This window comes from Hyphomicrobiales bacterium (assembly GCA_030688605.1).
Taxonomy (GTDB): domain Bacteria; phylum Pseudomonadota; class Alphaproteobacteria; order Rhizobiales; family NORP267; genus JAUYJB01.
Genome location: JAUYJB010000170.1, coordinates 1 through 21,357, shown reverse-complemented (window position 1 = coordinate 21,357; position 21,357 = coordinate 1). Strand labels below are relative to the sequence as shown.

Genomic DNA, 21,357 nt, shown 5'->3' with positions numbered 1-21,357 from the left:
AGATCAGCCATCGGGGGTGCTCCTGTCTTTTGGATTGGGCTTCAACAACCGCAATCCTCGCAGACAGGACGCCTTCCCCTAACCGCTCACGCCACTCCCGCGCCAGCGGGTTCGTTCAATCCCCATTCTCAAACGGGCTCTCAAAGCGTTCTATTCCCCCTCCGCGCTCTATCCACGAGCGCGCGCCAATGCCCTTCCGCCGGCAATCCGCAGCCTGGCCACCTCACCAAAAACTCTCTCAAGAAACTCTCTTGAGAAGCCAATACCGCACTCCGCTATTATGCTGTGTTCATGGCTGGTTCAGCATCCGCCGTATATTGAAGCCCTCGTGATGTGCAGAACTGCGAAACTGAAGAAGGCACTTCTGATTCTCGGCCTCGCCGCCGGGCTTCTCGCCCTTGCGCCGTCTCATGAGGCGCTCGCGGCATGTCTGTCCGCAGGGCCAGCGCGCGCCGTCATCGCATCGGGACAGGTGCTGCCGCTCAGCAGCATCGCCTCGACGTTGCGGCGCCGCTACTCGGTCGATGTCATCGGCGGTCAATTGTGCGAGGGCGGAAGCGGCTATGTGTACGAGCTCAAGGTGCTGGGGCCGGGCGGCCGCGCCGACCGGGTGGTCGTCGACGCGCGCAGCGGCCAGCTTCTGAGCGGCAATCTGGGCCGTTAACGATCGACGCGGACGCGAGCGGGGCTCGAACGGTGCGAATCCTGGTGATCGAGGACGACGCGGACCTGAACCGGCAATTGGCGAGCGCCCTCGGCGATGCGGGCTATGCGGTGGATTGCGCCTTCGACGGCGAGGAGGGGCATTTTCTCGGCGATACCGAACCTTATGACGCGATCGTTCTCGATCTCGGTCTGCCCAAGCTCGACGGCTTGAGCGTGCTCGAATCCTGGCGCCGGGACGGGCGGCTCATGCCGGTCCTCATCCTGACCGCCCGCGACCGGTGGAGCGACAAGGTTGCCGGCATCGATGCTGGCGCCGACGATTACGTCGCAAAACCCTTCCACATGGAGGAGGTGTTGGCGCGCCTGCGGGCGCTGCTGCGCCGCGCCGCCGGTCTCGCCAGCAACGAGATCGAATGCGGACCGATCCGCCTCGACACGCGCTCGGCCCGCGTAACAGTCGAAGGAACGCAAGTGCGGCTGACATCGCTTGAGTTCCGGCTTCTGGCCTATCTCATGCACCATCGGGGCCGGGTGGTATCCCGCACCGAGCTCATCGAACATCTCTACGACCAGGATTTCGACCGCGATTCGAATACGGTCGAGGTGTTTGTCGGCCGGTTGCGCAAGAAGATTGGGGCCGATGCCATCGAAACGGTGCGCGGTTTGGGCTATCGCATCCAGGTTCCGGACGACAAGAGCGATGCGGACGCGCCCTAGATCGCTCGCTTTCCGGCTGTTTCTGGCCGCGGCGGCCTGGAGCCTGGCGCTGCTCGCGGTCGCGGCGGTCCTCCTGTCGGGAATCTACCGGCAGTCGGTGGAGCGCAATTTCGACGCCCGGCTGCACGTCTATCTGAAGACCCTGATCGCTTCCGCCGACTGGGACAAGGACGGTATTATCAACAGTGTGGGCGGTGTCGGCGAGCCGCGCTTCGACACGCTGTTTTCCAGTTGGTATTGGCAAATCCGCGAGCTTCGCGCCGACGATCCGGCGGTTTTTGCCTCACGCTCCCTGTGGGTCGAGCGCCTGGCCCTGCCGAGCGAGCAGGGGGCTGCCGCCGATGCGGAGAATATCCGTCAGAGCTATGGCCCCGGTCCGCAGCAGGAGCCGCTGAGGATCGTCGAGCGGGTCATCACATTCGGCGAGCCGGGCCGCGCCTATTCCTTTGCCGTGGCTGGCGATGCGGCCGAGCTCGAAAAGGACGTTGCCGACTTCCGGATGAGCGTCATCTGGGCGCTTGGCCTTCTCGGCGCGGCGTTCGCGGCGACAACATTGTTGCAGGTCCGCTTCGGCCTGCGGCCGCTCGCCGATATCGGCCGTCAGCTCGGCGCCATCCGCTCTGGCGCCGCGCAACGGCTCAAAGGAGAATTTCCTATTGAAATCAACACATTAGCCAAAGAGTTGAATGCCCTCATCGATTCAAACAACGCCATTGTCGAGCGCGCCCGTACCCATGTGGGAAACCTGGCCCACGCGCTCAAGACGCCGCTTTCGGTGATCGCCAACGAGACGGCCCATTCGCGCACCGCGCTGGCCCGCAAGGTCAGCGCGCAGGCGGCCATCATGGGCGATCAGATCGCCCGCCATCTCGAGCGCGCCCGCATGGCCGCCCGTGCCAATGTCATCGGTGTGGTCACCGACGTTCGGCCCGCGCTCGAGGCGCTTGTGCGGGCCATGGAAAAGATTCACGGGGACCGCAAAGTGACCATCTCCCTGCGCTGCCCCGCCTCACTCCGATTCGCCGGAGAGCGCCAGGATTTCGACGAGATTGCAGGCAATCTCATCGACAATGCGTGCAAGTGGGCGGCCGAGCGGATCGCCATCGACGTTGCAAGCGCTCCGGGAGAGAAGGGCGGTCGGATGCGGCTGGTGATCGACGATGACGGCCCGGGCCTGAGTTCCGAGGAGCGCTCCGAAGTGCTTCGCCGCGGCGCGCGGATCGACGAGTCGATTCCGGGCACCGGATTGGGGCTTGCGATCGTCGCCGAGCTGGTCCAGCTTTACGCCGGAGAGTTTGCCTTGTCCGCGTCGCCTTCTGGCGGGGTGCGCGTCGAGGTCGAGCTTCCCGCAAGCACCGAAAATGCCTAATATTCGCCGGAATCGAATCCTAGAGCAAAAACGGCTGAAGGAACCGTACGCGCGCTCGGTACGTTCTTGCTACACGCCAGACAACAGATAGGGCAACGACATGACCAATGCAAAGCTTGTAGCCGTGGCCTTGGCAACGGCGATCGGCCTGGGTGCGTGCAGTAGCGATCCGTACTATGGCGGCGGCCCAAAGGCCGGCGTCGGAACCGTCGCCGGCGCGGTGGCCGGCGGCGTGATCGGCAGTCAGATCGGCAGCGGCAGCGGTCGTGTCGCCGCGACGGCGATTGGCGCCGTTCTCGGCGGCCTGATCGGGCATGAGATCGGCACCGCGTTGGATGAGCGCGATCGTGAGCGCGCCTTGGCTGCCGAATATCAAGCCCTGGAGTATGGAAGGTCCGGCGCCAAGGTCGGTTGGAACAATCCCGACAGCGGGCATTACGGTGAGGTCGTTCCCGGTCCCGCCTATGAGAGCGCGGGCGGCCAATGCCGCAGCTACACCCACACGATCTACGTTGACGGCCGTCCGCAAACCGCCAGCGGTACCGCCTGCCGGCGCCCGGACGGAACCTGGCAGACGGTGAGCTGAGGCATAGCCTCGCCGATCTCATGGCCGGCGGGCTCGCGTCGGTCCGCCGGTGAATCGCCCGTCGCACCGCAGGCACCGTCCGGCGTGGGCTCTTGATGGGGTAGCCGAGACGGGGTATGGCCCTTTGCGGCCTCCCGTCCTATATCCGATAATTCGACGGGCGCTTTTTCCTGCGATGTGAAACAGGATGTTGCTTTGGATTATTTTTTCCGTGATGGCCGGGCTCGCCGTGCTGGCCATCATCGCGCCGCTGGCGCGCAAGCGCGACGCCGCGGCGACGCGCGCGGAGGGTGACATCGCGGTTTATCGCGACCAGCTTTCGGCGATCGACGAGGAGGTGGCGCGCGGCGTCATCGTCGCAAGCGAGGCGGCGGCAGCGCGCACGGAAATCTCGCGCCGGCTGCTCGCGGCCAGCGAACGACGCAATGAAGAGGCGCCCCCGCGCCCTGCATCCACACACCGCTATTTCCCCATCTCCCTCATGCTGGGGATCGGTGTCATCGCCGTCAGCACGGCCGGCTATCTCGCCCTCGGCTCGCCCGAGCGGCCGGGACAACCGCTGGCGCAACGTCTGGCCCTGCCGACCGGCGAGCAGGACCCGCAAATGCTGCTGGCCAAGTTCGAGGCCTATCTGCAGGCCAATCCCGAGGACGGCAAGGGCTGGGACCTGGTGGCGCCGGTCTATCTCGATCTTGACCGGTTCGAGGATGCCGCGCGCGCCTATGCCAACGCACTGCGCCTGCTCGGTGACGATGCCGAGCGCCTGGCCGGCTTGGGCCAAGCGCTGACCCACGCAGCGGAAGGGACAGTCACCGCCGCGGCGCGAGATGCCTTCGAGCGTGCGCTTGTACTCGACCCTGGCCTCGCTCCTGCGCGGTTTTATCTCGCCCTTGCCTTCGAACAGGAAGGCGCCTTGAAAAAGGCCGCCGAATCCTGGCGCATGCTTCTCGCCACGGCGCCCGCCGAAGCGCCGTGGCGTCCGGTGGTCGAGCAGCATCTGGCGGCCATTGACGTCGGCCTCGGCGAAGAGGCACCGGCGGCGAATCTCCCGGCCGAACAGAGCGAGATGATCGAGCAGATGGTCGCGCGCCTCGCCGAACGATTGAAGACCGACGGCAGCGATCCTAATGACTGGGTGATGCTGATGCGCTCCTATACAGTGCTTGCGCGCATGGCCGAGGCGCAGGAAACGCTGGCCCGGGCGCGCGAGCGCTTCGCCAACGATCGCGCGGCCCTTGAGGCAATCGAGGCGGCGGCCGGGACCCTGGGGCTGAATGACGCAGCGCCGCCGGGTGGCGGTCCGACTTGATACGTATCAAGGCGGTGAGCGGGCCGGATCGGTATCGGTGAGCACAATGAGTATGGAACCGATCGAGAGACTTGGATGACCCGGAAACAAAAACGATTGGCCGTGATCGGCGCCGGGCTCGGCGTCTTGGTGCTGGCCGCGGCTCTGGTATTGACGGCGCTCAGGGATACGATCGTCTTTTTTTACAGCCCGAGCGAGATTGCCGAGATGGACATCGCGTCCGGCACCCGCATCCGCCTCGGCGGTCTGGTCGAGGACGGCAGCGTCGACCGCGGTTCGGGCAAGACGGTGCGCTTTCGCGTCACCGACACCGGCAACACCGTGACCGTCGTCTATACCGGCGTGCTACCCGACCTGTTCCGAGAGGGTCAGGGCGTCGTCGTCGAGGGCCGGCTCGATGGCCAGGGCCAGTTCGAGGCCGACTCGGTGCTCGCCAAGCACGATGAAAACTACATGCCCCGCGAGGTTGCCGACGCGCTGAAAAAGCAAGGCCACTGGGAGGACGATTACGCCAAGCAGCGCGGGGTGACGGCGCAGGACGGCGGCGCGCAAAGCACCGGCAAGCAAGGCACCAACTGACCGCCACTGGAGTGGGAGCGGAGACGGCAAGATGATTGCGGAGATTGGACATTTTGCGCTGTTCCTGGCGCTGGGCTTGGCGCTTGTGCAAAGTGTCGCGCCGATCTGGGGCGCGCGGCGCGGCGATGCGCGGCTCATGGGGCTGGCGCCGAGCCTCGCGCTCGGCCAGTTGGTCTTCATCGCGTTGGCGTTCGGGGCCCTGATTGCGCTTTATGTGCAGTCCGATTTTTCCGTCCTAAACGTCTGGCATAACTCGCATTCCGACAAGCCATTGATCTACAAAATCAGCGGTGCATGGGGCAATCACGAGGGCTCCATGGTGCTGTGGGTGCTGATCCTCGCCTTGTTCGGATCCCTGGTGGCGCTGTTCGGCGGCAATCTGCCCGAGCGCCTCAGGGCGGACGTGCTCGGCGTGCAGGCCTGGATTTCCGCCGCGTTCCTGCTGTTCATCGTCGCGACCTCGAATCCTTTCGCCCGCGTCCATCCGGCGCCGGCCGACGGCAACGGCCTCAATCCGATCCTGCAGGACCCGGCGCTCGCCATCCACCCGCCGCTGCTCTATGCCGGCTATGTCGGCTTCTCGATCGCCTTCTCCTTTGCCATCGCGGCCCTGATCGAGGGCCGGGTCGACGCCGCCTGGGCGCGTTGGGTCAGGCCGTGGACGCTGCTCGCCTGGTGCTTCCTGACCGTCGGCATCGCCATGGGTTCCTGGTGGGCCTATTACGAGCTCGGCTGGGGCGGCTGGTGGTTCTGGGATCCGGTCGAGAACGCCTCCTTCATGCCTTGGCTTGCCGGAACGGCGCTGCTCCACACGGCCGTCGTCATGGAGAAGCGCGAGGCGCTCAAGGTGTGGACCATTCTGCTCGCCATTCTCACCTTCTCGCTGTCGCTGCTCGGCACATTCCTGGTTCGCTCCGGCGTGCTGACATCGGTGCACGCCTTTGCCACCGATCCGGCGCGCGGTGTGTTCATTCTGGCGCTGATGGTGGTCTTCGTCGGCGGCGCGCTCGGTCTTTTCGCCTGGCGCGCGCCGTTGCTCAAGCAGGGCGGCCTGTTCGCGCCGGTGAGCCGCGAGGGCGCGCTGGTCGTCAACAATCTATTCCTGACAACGGCGACCGCGACGGTGTTCGTGGGAACGCTTTATCCGCTGGCGCTGGAGGCCGTGACCGGCGAGAAGATTTCGGTCGGCGCCCCTTACTTCAACCTGACATTCGTCCCACTGATGCTACCGCTGCTGCTTCTGCTGCCGTTCGGGCCGATGATGGCGTGGAAGCGGGGCGATTTCCTCGGCGTGGCGCAGCGTCTGATGGGCGTCGCGGCGCTGGCCCTGGCGGTGGCGGCGATCGTCGGGTGGTGGCGCTGGGGCGGGCCGGTGCTGGCGTCGCTCGGCGTCGGCCTCGCCGTCTGGCTGATGGCCGGGGCTCTGTTCGAGGTTGCTTGGCGGGTCAAGCTCCTGCGCGCGCCCGTCGACGAGGTCCGGCGCCGCATGGGCACCCTGCCGCGCTCCGCCTTCGGCACCATGATCGCGCATTTCGGACTTGGCGTCGTCGTGCTCGGGATCGTCTCCACCTCGGCCTGGCGCAGCGAGCTCATCACCGTGCTGAAGCCGGGCGAGAGCGTCGAGATCGCCGGCCGCACGGTCACCTTCGAGGGCGTCTCGCCCCGGCAGGGGCCGAACTATACGGCGATGGTCGGCGGCTTCACCGCGCGCAGCGGCGACCGGGTCGTCGCCGAACTCGAATCCATGAAGCGCAACTTCACCAACCCGCCGCAGCAGACGACGGAGGCCGGCATCCGCTCCTTCATCACCGGCGATCTTTACGTGGTGCTCGGCGATCCCGCCCCCGACGGCGCCTTCACCGTCAGGATCTACGACAATCCGCTGGTCACCCTGATCTGGTTCGGGTCGGTGGCGATGATGCTGGGCGGGGCGCTGTCCTTGACCGACCGGCGGCTGCGCGTCGGCGCGCCGCGCCGCGCCCGCACGCCCGCGCCGCGCCCGCAGCCGGCGGAGTGACCGGCATGCGCATCTGGGCCGTTCTCGCCATTCTGCTGACCCTCTTCGCCGTTCCGGCGGCGGCGGTCGAGCCCGACGAGGTTCTCGCCGACCCGAAGCTCGAACAGCGCGCGCGAGACCTCTCCGCGCAATTGCGCTGCATGGTCTGCCAGAACCAGACGATCGACGATTCCAACGCACCGCTGGCGCGCGACCTGCGCATTCTGGTGCGCGAGCGCCTCACCGCAGGCGACAGCGACGGGGAGGTCATCAAATTCCTGGTCGACCGCTATGGCGAATTCGTGCTGCTGAAGCCGAGCTTCACGGACCATAATCTCATCCTTTGGCTGGCGCCGTTCGCGGTTCTGATCGTCGGTGCCGGTACCCTTTGGGGCGTCTTCCGCCGCCGCGCCCTCAAGGTCGGTTCGGAGTCCGTTGACCGTCTGAGCGAAGGCGAAAGAAAACGGCTTAAGTCGCTGATTTCGGACAGTTAACCTGGTCCATCCATCGACCGATCCTCGGCCAAGGAGACGGCGAGAATGGCGCGTCCCCCGCGCAGGATCACTTTCACCGGCAGCCAGGACGCGGCGCTCGCCGCCCGCCTCGACATGCCGCTGGGACCCGTCGGCGCCTATGCGCTGTTCGCCCACTGCTTCGCCTGCTCCAAGGACATTTTCGCGGCCTCCCGCATCGCCGCCGGCCTGACCCGGCACGGCATCGCCGTCCTGCGCTTCGACTTCACCGGTCTCGGCGCCAGCGAGGGCGAATTCGCCAACACCAATTTCTCCTCCAATGTCGCCGACCTGGTTCTGGCCGCAGGCTTTCTGCGCGAGAATTTCAAGCCGCCGACGCTGCTTATCGGCCATAGCCTCGGCGGAGCGGCCGTGCTCGCCGCGGCGGGCGAAATCGCCGAGGCCAAGGCGGTCGTCACCATCGGTGCGCCGGCCGACGCGGAGCATGTCATCGACAATTTCAGGGCTCGGCTCGACGACATCGAGCGCACGGGTGCTGCCGAGGTCAGCCTTGCCGGGCGGAAATTCACCATCCGCAAGCAGTTTCTAGACGACTTGCGTGGGCGCACGCTGGCGGAGAAGATCGCCGGCCTCAGACGCGCGCTGCTGGTGATGCACGCGCCGCGCGACGAGACCGTCGGCATCGACAACGCCACTCGCATCTTCACCGCCGCCAAACACCCGAAGAGCTTCGTTTCCCTCGACACTGCCGATCACCTGCTGTCACGGCGCGCCGACGCCGAATACGCCGCCGACATCATCGCCGCGTGGGCGGCGCGGTTCGTCGCTGCGGCCGGAGAGGGGGACGCGCCAGGGGAGGGAAAAGTGGCGCCGCAGCCGGGTCTCGTCACCGTCGAAGAAACCGGCGAGGGCAAGTTCCAGCAAGAGGTCGCCTCTGGCCGCCACCGGCTCTATGCCGACGAACCGGAGGACGTCGGCGGGCGCGACAGCGGTCCCTCGCCCTATGACTATCTCGCGATCGCGCTCGGCGCCTGCACGTCGATGACGCTGCGCCTCTACGCGGAGCGCAAGAAGCTGCCGCTCGAGCATGTCGAGGTCGAAGTGGCCCATGCCAAGGTGCACGCGAAGGACTGCGCCGAATGCGAAGGCCGGGAAGGTCGCGTCGACCGGTTCGAGCGGCGCATCGTCCTGACCGGGAATCTGAACCCGGAAGAGCGCGCGCGGCTCGTTGAGATTGCCGACAAATGTCCCGTGCACCGCACCCTGGAACAAAGCTCGGTCATCGTCACGTGGCTCAAGGAGTGAGCGGGACGAAGCGCCCATTTCCTCCGAATCTTACGAAAATTTAATCTCGCCGACAGCCTTTCGTAAGGTGGCGGCGACCATAGTCTCCCGCGATTCAATCGGGTGCCGGCGCATGCCGGATCCGCAAATTCAAGAAGGACACCAAGAATGGCCGACAAAGACATTCCTCACTCCGATGGGCCGGCAAGGCCGCGTCGCCGCAGGAGCACGCTCCTCGTCGCTACGGCGCTCGGCGCGTCGTTGCTGGCCTTGCCGATTCTCTATCACGACGGCAGCCTCAGCGCGCAGCAGATCGAGCCGGCCGCGCAGCCGCTGGGCGCTCAGATCGAAGCCCCCGCGCGCGCCGCGCCGATGTCGTTTGCCGGCATCGTCAAGAAGGTGCGCCCGGCGGTGGTCAGCGTGAAGGTCAAGATCGATAGGCCGAAGATCGCCAGCCGCGACGGCGACAACGCCCCCAACGACCCCAACGTTCTGCCCTTCAACAATCTGCCCGAGGACCACCCCTTCAACGAATTTTTCAAGCGCTTCTTCGGCGAGCCGGGCGTTCCCGACGGCTTCCGCGGGCCGCGCCGTCCGCGCCCGTTCGGCATGGCGCAGGGTTCCGGCTTCATCATTTCAGAGGACGGCTATGTGGTGACCAACAACCATGTCGTCGACAAGGCCGACACGGTCGAACTGACCATGGACGACGGCGCCACCTATGACGCGGAGATCATCGGCACCGACGAGAAGACGGACTTGGCTCTGCTCAAGATCAAGACCGGTCGCGAATTTCCTTACGTCGCGTTCGCCGAAACGGACATTGAGATCGGCGATTGGGTCGTCGCGGTGGGTAATCCGTTCGGCCTCGGCGGGTCGGTGACCGCCGGCATCGTCTCGGCCCGTGGCCGCGATATCGGCTCCGGCCCTTACGACGATTTCATTCAGATCGATGCCTCGATCAACAAGGGCAACTCCGGCGGTCCCGCCTTCAATCTCGTCGGCGAGGTGGTCGGCGTCAACACCGCCATCTTCTCGCCCTCGGGCGGCAGCGTGGGCATCGGCTTTGCCATTCCCGCCAATGTCGTCAGGGACGTGATCGACCAGTTGAAGGAGAACGGCTCGGTGACGCGCGGCTGGCTCGGGGTCCAGATCCAATCGGTGACGCCGGACATTGCCGAGAGCCTCGGCCTCGACAAGGCGGAAGGCGCCATCGTCGCCGAAGTGCAGGGCGATACGCCGGCCAAGAAGGCAGGCCTGAAGGAGAACGACACGATCCTCCAGGTCAATGGCAAGACGGTGAGCGATGCCAAGGATTTGGCCCGCAAGATCGGCAATTTGAAGCCGGACACCGTCACCCGGCTGAAGGTGCTGCGCGATGGCCAGGAGCGCGTCATCGAGGTGATGCTCGGCAAACAGCCGAGCTCGGTGCAAGCCATGACCGAACCGGATCGCCCCGACGGAACGAAGCTGGGCGACCTCGGGCTCGAGCTTGCCGCGGCCGACCAGGTGCCCGGCGCCGCCGAGAAGGGCGTCGTCGTTGTCGGAGTCGAGGACGGCAGCGAAGCCGCCGCCAAGGGCCTGCAGGTCGGCGACGTGATCCTGGAGGTCTCCGGCAGGCCGGTGAGCGAGCCGTCGGATGTGACCGCCGGGATCGAGGAGGTTACAGGCAAACAGCGCAAGGCGGTTCTGCTCCGGGTCCAGTCGGGCGAGCGCCAGCGCTTCGTTGCCCTCAGTCTGAACAAGGGCTGAACAATCACCGCCGCAGTGCCCCCCCTCTGATTGCGGCGGTTCCGGCCCAGGCGGCGGCAGGTGCGTCTTCGGCCTGCCGCCGCCGTTTTTTTGGCACCAGGGCCATTTCCGTCCGGTCAAATGGTTCCCTATACCCATGAACCGCTCTAAATAGGGGGCATGAAGATCTTGCTGATCGAGGATGACCGCGAGACCGCCGGCTATCTGCTGCGCGCGTTGAAGGAGAGCGGCCATATGGCCGACCTTGCCGTCGACGGCGAGGAAGGCTTGGCGCTGGCCCGCGAGGGCGGCTATGAGGTGCTCATCGTCGATCGCATGATCCCGAAGCTTGACGGGCTGTCGGTCATCGCCGCATTGAGAAAGGCTGGCGATGCAACGCCGGTGCTGATCCTCTCGGCGCTGGGCGAGGTCGACGACCGGGTCAAGGGCCTGCGCGCCGGCGGCGATGACTATTTGACCAAGCCCTATGCTTTTTCCGAGCTACTTGCCCGCATCGAGGTCCTGGCGCGGCGCCGGGCGCCGGAGGCCGCCGAGACGGTTCTGCGGGTCGGCGACTTGGAGCTCGACCGGCTGTCGCATTCGGTCAAGCGCGCCGGAGAGGCGGTGCCCTTGCAGCCGCGGGAATTCCGCCTGCTCGAATATCTGATGCGCCACAAGGGCCAGGTGGTGACCCGCACCATGCTGTTGGAGAATGTCTGGGACTATCACTTCGACCCGCAGACCAACGTCATCGACGTTCACATCTCGCGGCTGCGCGCCAAGATCGATCGCAAGTTCGACAAGCCCCTGCTGCACACGGTGCGCGGGGCCGGGTACACGGTCAGTGTCGACCCTCGCTAAGCTCATCCGCACCTCGGCATTCCGGCTGGTGGCGCTGTTCCTTTTCGTCTTCGCCCTCTCGGCGACGCTCGTCATCGGCTACATCTACTACAACACCAATGTGCTGTTGGCCCGCCAGGTCACGGACACCATCGACGCCGAGGCAAAGGGGCTGGCCGAGCAGTACCAGTCCGGCGGCATCCCCCGCCTCATCGCCGTCGTCGAGCAGCGCTCGGCGGCGCCCGGATACAGCATCTACCTGGTCAGCGACGGACGCGGCCGGCCGCTCGCCGGCAATCTCTACGGCGCGCCGGAGGGGATCGAACTCAATCCCGGCTGGCACGAGTTCGTGTTCGAACGGTTCGATTCCGGCGTGGCCAGCCAGCGTCTGGCGCTCGCCCGCACCTTCCAGCTCGCCGACGGCTTCCACCTCGTCGTCGGCCGCGACATCGAGGAGCGGCGCCGGTTCGAGGGCGTAATCACCTCGGCCCTGCTCTGGGGCCTGGGCCTGATGCTGGTGCTCGGGATCGGCGGCGGACTGCTCGCCAGCCGGCGCATGCTGGCGCGCCTCGACGCCATGGCCGCCACCAGCCAGCGCATCATGGCCGGCGACCTTGCCAAGCGTATCCCGGAGAGCGGCTCGGGCGACGAGCTCGACCGCCTTGCCAGGAGCCTCAACGAAATGCTCGACCGCATCGAGGCGCTGATGCGCGGCCTCAAGGAGGTGTCGGACAATATTGCCCACGACCTCAAGACGCCGCTGACGCGGCTGAGAACCCGCGCCGAGACAGCCTTGCGCGAGGAATCCTCGCCGGAAGCCTTCCGGGTGGCGCTGGAGCGCACGATCGAGGAATCCGACCAGCTCATTCGCACCTTCAATGCGCTTCTGTCGATCGCCCGCGCCGAAGCCGGCACCGCGCCGACCGCCTTCGTGGCGCTCGATGCCGCGGCGGTCATCCGCGACGTTTCCGAGCTGTTCGAGCCGACGGCGGAAGAGAAGGGCGCCGTCATTCATGTCGAGGCGGAGGCGCCGGCGCCGTTCCTGGGCGACCGGGACCTCGTCTCCCAGGCAATTGCCAATCTGGTCGAGAATGCGCTCAATTACGGCCTTCCCAAGAAGGCGAAAGGCAAGCCGGTCGGCGACATATGGCTGAAGGCCGAGAAGCGGGATGGACAGGTCGTGATCACCGTGCTTGATCAAGGCCCCGGCATTCCTGAAGGCGACCGCGGCCGGGTGCTGGAGCGCTTCGTCCGCCTGGAGACCAGCCGGTCGCGGCCGGGCAGCGGTCTCGGTCTTAGCCTGGCGGCGGCCGTCGCCCGGCTGCACAAGGGGACCCTGGAGCTTGACGACAATGCGCCGGGCCTGGCCGTCACAATGGCATTGCCGAGCGGCGAAGTCGGTTGAAGACCCGATAAGACGGGGGCGAGATGGAGGCAACGCGTGGCGATGGCGCGCTGGCGGGGCGGATCGCCGAATATCCGCAAGTCCGCGACCGCGAGGCGGTGGGCCGCGGCTGGCGGGATCTGAACGCCAGCGCCGAAAATGAAGCCGAACTCGCGGCCGCGCTGAAGAAACTGTTTACCGAGGGCAGCAGCGCCAGGGCGCTCGTCGACGCCATTTTCTCCTATTGCCCGTTTCTCACCGATCTTGCCGTGCGCGATCCGCGCCGCCTCTTGCGCTGCTTTACGACCGACCCCGAGGCGCATCTGGCGGCACTTTGCGCGGATGTCGAGACGCGCCTGGCGAAGTCGGCAATCATGGGCGAGGCGATGGCGGACTTGCGCCGCTTCCGTCAGGAGCTGGCCTTGCTCGTCGGCTTGAGCGACATCGGCGGGGTGTGGAATATCGATCGGGCGACCCTGAACCTCAGCCGCGGCGCCGAGACCGCGGTGTCGGCGGCAACGGACTTTCTCCTCCGCGCCGCCGCCGCCCGCGGCGAGCTGACACTGCCCGATCCCCAGCGCCCATCGAAAGGGTCGGGCTACATGGTTCTCGCCATGGGCAAGCTCGGCGCCGGCGAGCTCAACTATTCCAGCGACATCGATCTCATCGTCTTCTACGACGGCGACGCCGCACCCCTGAAGCCCGGCCTTGAAGCGGCAAGATTCTTCGTGAGACTGACCCGGGACCTGGTCAAGCTGCTGCAGGAGCGCACCGAGGATGGCTATGTTTTCCGGGTGGATCTGCGGCTGCGTCCCGATCCGGGCGCGACCAGCATAGCCGTGTCGCTCGCCGCTGCGCTGCAATATTACGAGAGCATGGGGCAGAACTGGGAGCGGGCGGCGCTGATCAAGGCGCGGCCCGTCGCCGGCGACGTGACCGCCGGAGAGGCGCTGCTTTCCGAGCTTGCGCCCTTCATTTGGCGGAAATATTTCGATTTCGCGGCCATCGCCGACGTGCACGCCATGAAGCGGCAGATCCATGCCTTCAAGGGGCACGGGACCATCGCCGTGGCCGGCCACAATATCAAGCTCGGCCGCGGCGGCATCCGCGAGATCGAGTTCTTCGTCCAGACCCAGCAGCTGATCGCCGGCGGAAGGCAGCCGGACCTGCGCGGCGGGCGGACGCTCGACATGCTCAAGCGGCTCGCCGACTTCGATTGGATCACGGAAGATGCCCGCGACGAGCTTAGCCAGGCTTATCGCTTTCTGCGCCGCCTCGAACATCGTCTGCAGATGCGTCGCGACGAGCAGACCCACTTGCTGCCGAAAGACCCGGACGGCCTCGATGAGGTGGCCCTCTTGTGCGGCTTTGCCGGCCGCGAGGCGTTCTCGGCCGAGCTGACCCGTCAGCTTTCTTGCGTCGAGCGGCACTATGCGGCGCTTTTCGAGGACGCGCCGGCGCTCGCCGGCGAGGTCGGCAGCCTTGTCTTCACCGGCGGCGAAGACGATCCGGATACGCTTCAGACATTGGCGCGCATGGGCTTCGCGGCGCCGCAGGACGTTGCCGGGGCGGTGCGCAGCTGGCATTTCGGGCGCTATCCGGCGGTGCGCAGCGAAAAGGCGCGCGAGCGGCTGACCGAGCTGGTGCCGGGGCTGCTCAAGGCGCTATCGGAGACCGCCAACCCGCAGGCCGCATTCTTTGCCTTCGACGCGTTTCTCAAGGGGTTGCCGGCCGGCGTCCAGGTGTTTTCGATGCTGCGCGCCAATCGCGAGCTTCTGAGCCTGCTTGCCACCATTATGGGCAGCGCGCCGCGGCTTGCGGCAATTCTCAGCCACCGCGCACATGTGCTCGACGCTGTGCTCGATCCTGATTTCTTCGGTGGTCTGCCGGGCCGCGAAACGCTGGAGGAGCATCTCGACCTGGCGCTCGGCGAGGCGCGCGGCTACGAGGACCTGCTCGACCGGGCGCGCCGCTTCGGCCAGGAGCAGGCGTTTCTGATCGGCGTGCGCGTTCTCTCCGGCATGGTGACGGCGGGTCAGGCGGGCGATGCTTACGCGACTCTCGCCGAACTCATCGTCAGGCGCCTGCACGCGGCGGCGCAGGGAGAGCTTTCCGCCGCCCACGGTCAGATCGCCGGCGGCGCATCGGTGGTGCTGGCGCTCGGCAAGCTCGGCGGCCGGGAAATGACGGCCGCGTCAGATATCGACCTGATCATCGTTTACGACTTTCTGCCCGGCACGACCCAGTCGGACGGCGCGCGTCCGGTTGCGCCGTTCACCTACTATACTCGCCTGACGCAACGACTGATCAGCGCCCTGTCGGCGCCGACAGGCGAGGGAACCCTGTACGAGGTCGACATGCGGCTGCGCCCTTCGGGCCATTCCGGCCCGCTGGCGGCGAGCCTTGCGAGTTTCACCAGCTATCACGAAGAAAGCGCCTGGACCTGGGAGCATATGGCGCTGACGCGCGCCCGGGTCATCTCCGGCGACAGGGACCTGGCGGGCAAGGTCGAGGCCGTGATCGGCGGGGCGCTGCGCAAGAAGCGCGACGACGAGACGCTGAAACAAGAGGTGGTCGAGATGCGCCGGAGGATCGACGAGGAGAAAGGCAGCGCCGAGCCCTGGAACCTGAAGACCACCCCCGGCGGGCTCGTCGATGTCGAGTTCATCGCCCAATATCTTCAGCTTGCTTCAGCCGCGGACCATCCGGAGGTGCTGGACCAGAATACCGCCGAAGCCCTGCGCAAGCTTGCCGCCGCAAATCTGCTTGCGCCCGGCGACGCCGACATTCTCGGCGAGGCCTGCGGGCTCTATCACAATCTGACCCAGGTCGTGCAACTGGCGCTGGAAGGGGAGCTCGACCTTGCGACCGCGCCGCGCGGCTTGCAGGCGTTGCTCGTCCGCACCGCCGGCGTGCCCGACATCGCCGTCTTGGATGCTCAGCTCAAGGACACGGAGGCACGCGTGCGCGAGGTCGTCGTAGGCCTTTTGGGCGCGGCGCCGTGGCGTGAACGCGGCTGACAGCGGTCAGGCGGCCTCCTCGTGCGCCACCACGGCCGGCGCCATCGGCAAACAGAAGGTCACGGTGGTGCCGCGGCCTTCGACGCTGTCGATCTTCAACCTGCCGCCATGCAGCTCCACCAGGGAGCGCGAGATGGCGAGCCCCAGGCCGCTACCGGTATGGCTCTTGGTGAACTGGTTCTCGACCTGCTCGAAGGGACGGCCAAGCCGCTTCAGGTCCGGTTGGGCAATGCCGATTCCGGTGTCGGCGATGGCGAATTCGATATCATCGCCGGCGCGCCGGGCGGAGAGGGTGATTTCCCCATTGTCGGGCGTGAACTTGATGGCGTTGGACAGCAGGTTCAGCAGCACCTGCTTGAGCGCCCGCTTGTCGGCGCACAGCTTGAGCTCGGGGCTGATACGACGCTTGACGGCGACACGGCGCTCGTCCGCGCGGGCGCCGATGATCCGCGTCGCCTCCTCGATGACGCTTTCAACGTCGATATCGACGAATTCAAGCGCCAGCCGCCCAGCCTCGATTTTCGACATGTCGAGAATGTCGCTGATAACCTCGAGCAGATAGCGGCCGCTCTTGCGGATGTCCCGGCAATACTCGGCATACTTGTCGGAGCCGAGCTTGCCGAACATCTGCCCTTCCATGATTTCGGAAAAGCCGATGATGGCGTTGAGCGGCGTGCGCAGCTCGTGGCTGATATTGGCCAGAAACTCCGATTTCGCCTGGCTGGCGGCCTCGGCGCGCTCCTTTTCGAGGGCATATTTCTCGGCCAGGTTGACGAGTTGCTGGGCTTGCTGCTCCAGCGCCTGTCGCGACCTGCGCAGATCGGCGATGGTCGCCATCAGTTCGCGCTCGCCTTCCATCATCCGCTCCTCGTGCCGCTTCAGCGAGGTGATGTCGGTGCCGATGCTGACATAGCCGCCGTCCTTGGTGCGCCGCTCGTTGATGTGCAGCCAGCGTCCGTCGTCGAGCTGCGCCTCGAAGGTTCGCGCGCCGACCCGCCCGTCACCCTCCACATTCACCTTGGTGCGCACGACCGGATGCTTGGCGGCGGCGATGACTTCGTCATAGTCGGTCCCCGGGACCACCGCGTCATTGGGCAGATTGTGGAACTGCTGATACTTGCTGTTGCACAGCACCAGCCGGTTGTTGCGGTTCCACAGCACAAATGCCTCCGAGATGGTCTCGATGGCATCCCGCAGGCGCCGGTCGGCCGTCTCGGTCTGTTGCGCAAGCTGCTTCTGCTCGGAGACGTCGACGGCGATCCCGACCAGGTGCGGTCCGGCGGTTCCCGGGTCTTCGATGACCTGGCCGCGTGCTCTCAGCCAGACATAGTGGCCGTCCTTATGGCGCATGCGGAAGACCTGATCGACGGTGCCATGGCCATCCCGCAGCAGGGCATTGGCGAGTTGATAAAGGTCCGCGTCGTCGGGATGGATGAGGGCCTGCACGTTCGGACAGATCATCAGTTCGTCGCGCGGTGCCAGGCCCAGTATGTCGTACATGGAATAGGACCAGAAGATGCGGCCGCGCGGCAGGTCCCAGTCCCACAGACCGCAGCGCCCGCGGTCGAGCGCCGCATCGAGCCTCTTGTGGGCTTCGTCGTAGATCCTGTCGGCCTCGGTGGCCCGGGCCGCCTGCCAGTAGAACGCCACGGCGAAAATGAGCAGCACGGCGCCGGTCGCCGAGAACATGGTGACCGAGAACACGAACAGGTCCTCCCAGGCGGCAAGCGCCGCACTCCGCGGCTGCAGAACGGCAACCTGGCTGGCGCCGTCGCGCAGATTGCGGACGGTGGCAAAAGCCGCTTCGCCCCCGGGGAGGTCGACGGGCATGACGCCGGCCTTTTCGGCGAATGTCGTTAGCGGTTGCGACTGCCCGAGCACCTCGATGAGCTTCTTGCCGCGGTGCGGGTTCGGGGCAGGCGCCGCGGCGGTGATGCGGCCGTTTGCGTCGGCGACCAGGATCAGCCGTCCGTCGCCGTCGGCACCGGCGGGAAGATTGCGGTCGAGTTGCTCCTGGGAGATCGGCGTCCCGCCGTCGCCCTGCGTGTCGTCGGGATCGAGATTGTGGGCGACGAGCTCGGCCAGAAGGGACAGACGCTCGTGGCTATCCGCAACCGCGGTCCAATATTCGAACCGCAACCGTAGTCCGACCGAGATGGCGACGATGACGACGAAGACGCATATCAGCACCGGAATGGCGCGGCGCAGCGTCGGCTCCAGATTGAGAAGATTTTGGTAGGTCGGCTTTACCAGCAGGCCGGCAAGCCCGGGTACGGATCGCGTCTGGCGCAAGAATCCATTCACGCTGCCTGCCCGTGACATCAGGCTTGGCCCCCCGAACCTTGTTCACTTGCCCAGGAGATGTGCCGCATCTCCGAATCACTTTCATTTGAGTCAAGAAGCAATGCCTTGTCTAGAGTCTTATGGATAAATACCGGCACCAAGGCCGAATTTTGATCAAGGCCGATCAAATGTATCAATTGGGATCAGAAAAAGCTTCAGACGTTCAGTCGAGAGAGCGTTGTGCGATCTCGATCACGTCGGCCGAAAGTCCCTCGGTCTCGGCGACCTGGCGTAGCGCGGCCTCCGCGGTCTTTCGGCGCAGGGGCTCCATGATCTTCCAATTCTTGAAGGCGCCGAGCAGACGCGCCGCGAGCTGCGGATTGATGTGGTCGAGGTCGACCGCGTGGCTTCCTATCAGCCGGTAGCCGGCCCCGTCGGCACGGTGGAAGCCGGTCTGATTTGCCGTCGCGAATGTGCCGAGCAGGGCACGCACGCGGTTGGGATTGTAAGGCGAGAATGCCTTGTCGCGAGAAAGCTCCACGACCCGCTCGATGGTGCCGGGAAGCGTCGATGCCGCCTCGAGGCAATACCATTTGTCGAGGACCAGAGCGTCGCCCTTGAAACGGCGCCTGAAATCGTCCAGCAGCCGCGCGCGCTCGGCATGGTCGATATGGGTGATGATGCCCAGTGCCGCCATCATGTCGGTCATGTTGTCGGCGGCCTCGTAATGGGCCGCGACGCGCTCTGCCGCGGCGGCGTCGGCCGGCGCGGCCAGGAGTGCCAGGGCCGCATTGCGCAGCGCCCGACGTCCGGCGCTCTCGGCGTCGGGGGAATAGGGCGCGTTGGGCTTGAAGGCCTCGTAAAGGCTTTCGAGCTGCGGCGCCAGCAGGCGTGCCAGCGCGCCGCGCATGGCCTCGCGCGCCACATGCACCGCGTCGGGATCCACATCCGCTCCGAGGGCCATGGCGAGGTCGGATTCGCCCGGCAGCTCGAGCAACTGCGCCCGGTATGCGGCCTCCAGCGTCTCATCGGCGACGACGCGGCCGAGCGCCTCGGCGAAGGGGTGGATATCGCGATTCTCTTCGCGGTCGCTTCCGTCGCGCAGCGCCGCATAGGACGCGGCGAGACGGCGTATGGCGCAGCCATAGGCGGCCTGCCAGCGGTTGAAGGCATCGCTGTCATGGGCGAGCAGGAACAAGAGGTCCTTTTCGCCGGTGTTGGTCGTCAGCTGCACCGGCGCGGAAAAGCCGCGCAGCAGCGACGGCACCGGGCGCTCGGAGACATCATCGAAGCGAAATGTCTCCTTGCGCTTGCGCACATGCAGGATGCCGTCGGCAAGAGCGGTGCCGTTGAGCTTCAGCGGCAGATCCACGCCCCGCGACCCGACCAGCCCCAGGGTCAGCGGGATATGCATCGGCTTCTTGTGCGGTTGGCCGGGCGTTGCCGGCACGATCTGCTCGACCTCCAGCGTGAATGTCCGCTTTGCGGCGCTGTATCGGCCTTTGACGACCAGCTCCGGCGTTCCGGCCTGGGAATACCAGAGACGGAACTGGTTCAGGTCCACGGCCGCCGCATCCTCGAAGCAGCGGATGAAATTCTCCACCGTGGCCGCCTCGCCGTCATGGCGGACGAAATAGAGATCCATGCCGGCGCGGAAACCTTCAGGACCTACGATCGTCCGGATCATGCGCACCAGGTCGGCGCCCTTCTCATACACGGTCGGCGTATAGAAGTTATTGATTTCCAGGAATGATTCCGGTCTCACGGGGTGTGCCAGCGGGCCCGCATCCTCGGCAAACTGCTGGCTCCTCAGCAGTCTCACGTCGCCGATCCGCTCGACCGTCGCCTGGCGCATGTCGGCCGAGAACTCCTGGTCGCGGAAAACCGTCAGCCCTTCCTTGAGGCACAGCTGGAACCAGTCCCGGCAGGTGATCCGGTTGCCGGTCCAGTTGTGGAAATACTCGTGCGCGATGATGGCCTCGATGTTGGCGTAGTCGGCGTCGGTCGCGGTCTCCGGGCTGGCGAGGATGTATTTGTCGTTGAAGATGTTGAGGCCTTTGTTCTCCATCGCTCCCATGTTGAAATCCGACACGGCGACGATGTTGAACTGCTCCAGGTCGTATTCGCGCCCGAAGCGCTCCTCGTCCCAGCGCATGGCGCGCTTGAGCGCCGCCATGGCGTAAGCCGAATGGGCCTCCTTGCCGGGCTCGACATAGATGTTGAGGCCGACCTTGCGCCCAGAGGCGGTGGTGAAACTGTCGCTGCCCCTGCCGAGATTGCCGCCGACCATTGCGAACAGATAGGACGGCTTCGGGAACGGGTCGTGCCAGATCGCAAAGTGGCGCCCGCCCTCGAGCCAGCCGGACTCGATGGGATTGCCGTTCGCGAGCAGCACCGGCGTCCGGTCGCGGTCGGCGGTAAGGCGCGTCGTGTAGACGGAGAGCACGTCCGGCCGGTCGAGAAAAAAGGTGATGCGGCGGAACCCCTCCGCCTCGCACTGGGTGCAGAAGGTGCCGTTCGACAGGTAGAGTCCGGAGAGCTCCGTATTGGACTTCGGATCGCAGACCGTCTCGATTTCGAGTGTGAAGCGGTCATTCGGGACGGCCGCGAGGCTCAGCGAGCGTTCGCCGAGCGTATAGGCCTTTTTCGACAGTTTGACGCCATTCATAGACATCGAGACGAGCTTCAGCTTCTCGCCGTCGAGCACGAGCGGCGGCTTGCCGACGCTGGCCGCCTTGTTGCGGCGGACCGTCAAAGTCGAGCGCACGCGCGTCGCCCTCGGGTCGAGAGCGACGTCGAGATCCACCGTCTCGACCAGATAGTCCGGCGGACGATAGTCCTTCAGATAGATGCGTTGCGGCGTGTCGGTGCGCATTGACGGTTTGAGTCTCTCTATTCTCCCCAAATTAGAGACGTTGCCGCCGTGCGCCAAGAGGCGGAACGCACTCATCAGCCTCGCGCGCTCAATGTCGATTGATTCTAGAGCGGTTCATGGTTATAGGGGATCGATTCGATGGGCCAAATCGGTTCATCCGGGCAGGCGTGGGCCGCGACGCGCGATACGGGATATCGGGCGAGCGCCGCAACGAACCCGGTGGGCCGATTTGGCCCACCGAAGGC

15 protein-coding genes are annotated in these 21,357 nt (G+C 65.7%); 13 read left to right on the top strand and 2 right to left on the bottom strand.

Features of this window, described 5'->3' with window-relative positions; all coding sequences use genetic code 11:
* The first annotated feature begins 331 nt into the window (after positions 1–331).
* The 13 genes from Q8P46_17910 to Q8P46_17850 all read left to right on the top strand — a co-directional run bounded on the left by Q8P46_17910 (position 332) and on the right by Q8P46_17850 (position 15,954).
* Positions 332–664, top strand: coding sequence for a hypothetical protein (locus tag Q8P46_17910; protein MDP2622020.1), 333 nt, complete (start codon positions 332–334; stop codon positions 662–664).
* Between the two features lie 32 nt (positions 665–696).
* A complete protein-coding gene (locus Q8P46_17905) occupies positions 697–1,383 on the top strand; it encodes a response regulator transcription factor (protein MDP2622019.1) in 687 nt (228 codons plus the stop codon).
* Positions 1,367–2,752 carry an ATP-binding protein gene (locus tag Q8P46_17900; protein ID MDP2622018.1) on the top strand — a complete coding sequence of 462 codons (1,386 nt, stop codon included), beginning with the start codon at positions 1,367–1,369 and terminating at the stop codon, positions 2,750–2,752. Before Q8P46_17905 ends, Q8P46_17900 begins: the two co-directional genes overlap by 17 nt.
* Before the next feature lie 100 nt (positions 2,753–2,852).
* Entirely contained in the window at positions 2,853–3,338 is a 486-nt protein-coding gene (locus tag Q8P46_17895) for an RT0821/Lpp0805 family surface protein (GenBank protein MDP2622017.1), read from the top strand.
* 187 nt (positions 3,339–3,525) lie between these two features.
* Positions 3,526–4,647 carry a c-type cytochrome biogenesis protein CcmI gene (ccmI, locus tag Q8P46_17890; protein MDP2622016.1) on the top strand — a complete coding sequence of 374 codons (1,122 nt, stop codon included), beginning with the start codon at positions 3,526–3,528 and terminating at the stop codon, positions 4,645–4,647.
* Positions 4,648–4,722: 75 nt separating this feature from the next.
* Positions 4,723–5,226 (top strand): cytochrome c maturation protein CcmE, encoded by a 504-nt coding sequence (gene ccmE, locus Q8P46_17885; GenBank protein MDP2622015.1) that lies wholly within the window; start codon positions 4,723–4,725, stop codon positions 5,224–5,226.
* Between the two features lie 31 nt (positions 5,227–5,257).
* Entirely contained in the window at positions 5,258–7,243 is a 1,986-nt protein-coding gene (locus Q8P46_17880) for a heme lyase CcmF/NrfE family subunit (protein ID MDP2622014.1), read from the top strand.
* Between the two features lie 5 nt (positions 7,244–7,248).
* On the top strand, positions 7,249–7,716 hold the full coding sequence (locus tag Q8P46_17875) for a cytochrome c-type biogenesis protein CcmH (protein MDP2622013.1): 468 nt from the start codon (positions 7,249–7,251) through the stop codon (positions 7,714–7,716).
* 45 nt (positions 7,717–7,761) lie between these two features.
* Entirely contained in the window at positions 7,762–9,000 is a 1,239-nt protein-coding gene (locus tag Q8P46_17870; GenBank protein ID MDP2622012.1) for a bifunctional alpha/beta hydrolase/OsmC family protein, read from the top strand.
* A gap of 147 nt (positions 9,001–9,147) precedes the next feature.
* Positions 9,148–10,731 (top strand): Do family serine endopeptidase, encoded by a 1,584-nt coding sequence (locus Q8P46_17865; GenBank protein ID MDP2622011.1) that lies wholly within the window; start codon positions 9,148–9,150, stop codon positions 10,729–10,731.
* A 159-nt stretch (positions 10,732–10,890) separates the two neighbouring features.
* Positions 10,891–11,571 carry a response regulator transcription factor gene (locus Q8P46_17860; GenBank protein MDP2622010.1) on the top strand — a complete coding sequence of 227 codons (681 nt, stop codon included), beginning with the start codon at positions 10,891–10,893 and terminating at the stop codon, positions 11,569–11,571.
* The gene (locus Q8P46_17855) at positions 11,555–12,955 is read left to right on the top strand and encodes an ATP-binding protein (protein MDP2622009.1); all 1,401 of its coding nucleotides are present in this window, start codon (positions 11,555–11,557) and stop codon (positions 12,953–12,955) included. Before Q8P46_17860 ends, Q8P46_17855 begins: the two co-directional genes overlap by 17 nt.
* A 23-nt stretch (positions 12,956–12,978) precedes the next feature.
* Positions 12,979–15,954, top strand: a complete 2,976-nt coding sequence (locus Q8P46_17850; GenBank protein ID MDP2622008.1) for a bifunctional [glutamine synthetase] adenylyltransferase/[glutamine synthetase]-adenylyl-L-tyrosine phosphorylase — start codon at positions 12,979–12,981, stop codon at positions 15,952–15,954.
* 6 nt (positions 15,955–15,960) lie between these two features.
* On the opposite strand, the gene Q8P46_17845 is transcribed toward Q8P46_17850, so the two are convergent.
* Both Q8P46_17845 and pepN read right to left on the bottom strand, forming a co-directional pair.
* On the bottom strand, positions 15,961–18,258 hold the full coding sequence (locus Q8P46_17845) for an ATP-binding protein (GenBank protein ID MDP2622007.1): 2,298 nt from the start codon (positions 18,256–18,258) through the stop codon (positions 15,961–15,963).
* A 202-nt stretch (positions 18,259–18,460) separates the two neighbouring features.
* A complete protein-coding gene (gene pepN, locus Q8P46_17840) occupies positions 18,461–21,112 on the bottom strand; it encodes an aminopeptidase N (GenBank protein MDP2622006.1) in 2,652 nt (883 codons plus the stop codon).
* Positions 21,113–21,357: the final 245 nt, after the last annotated feature.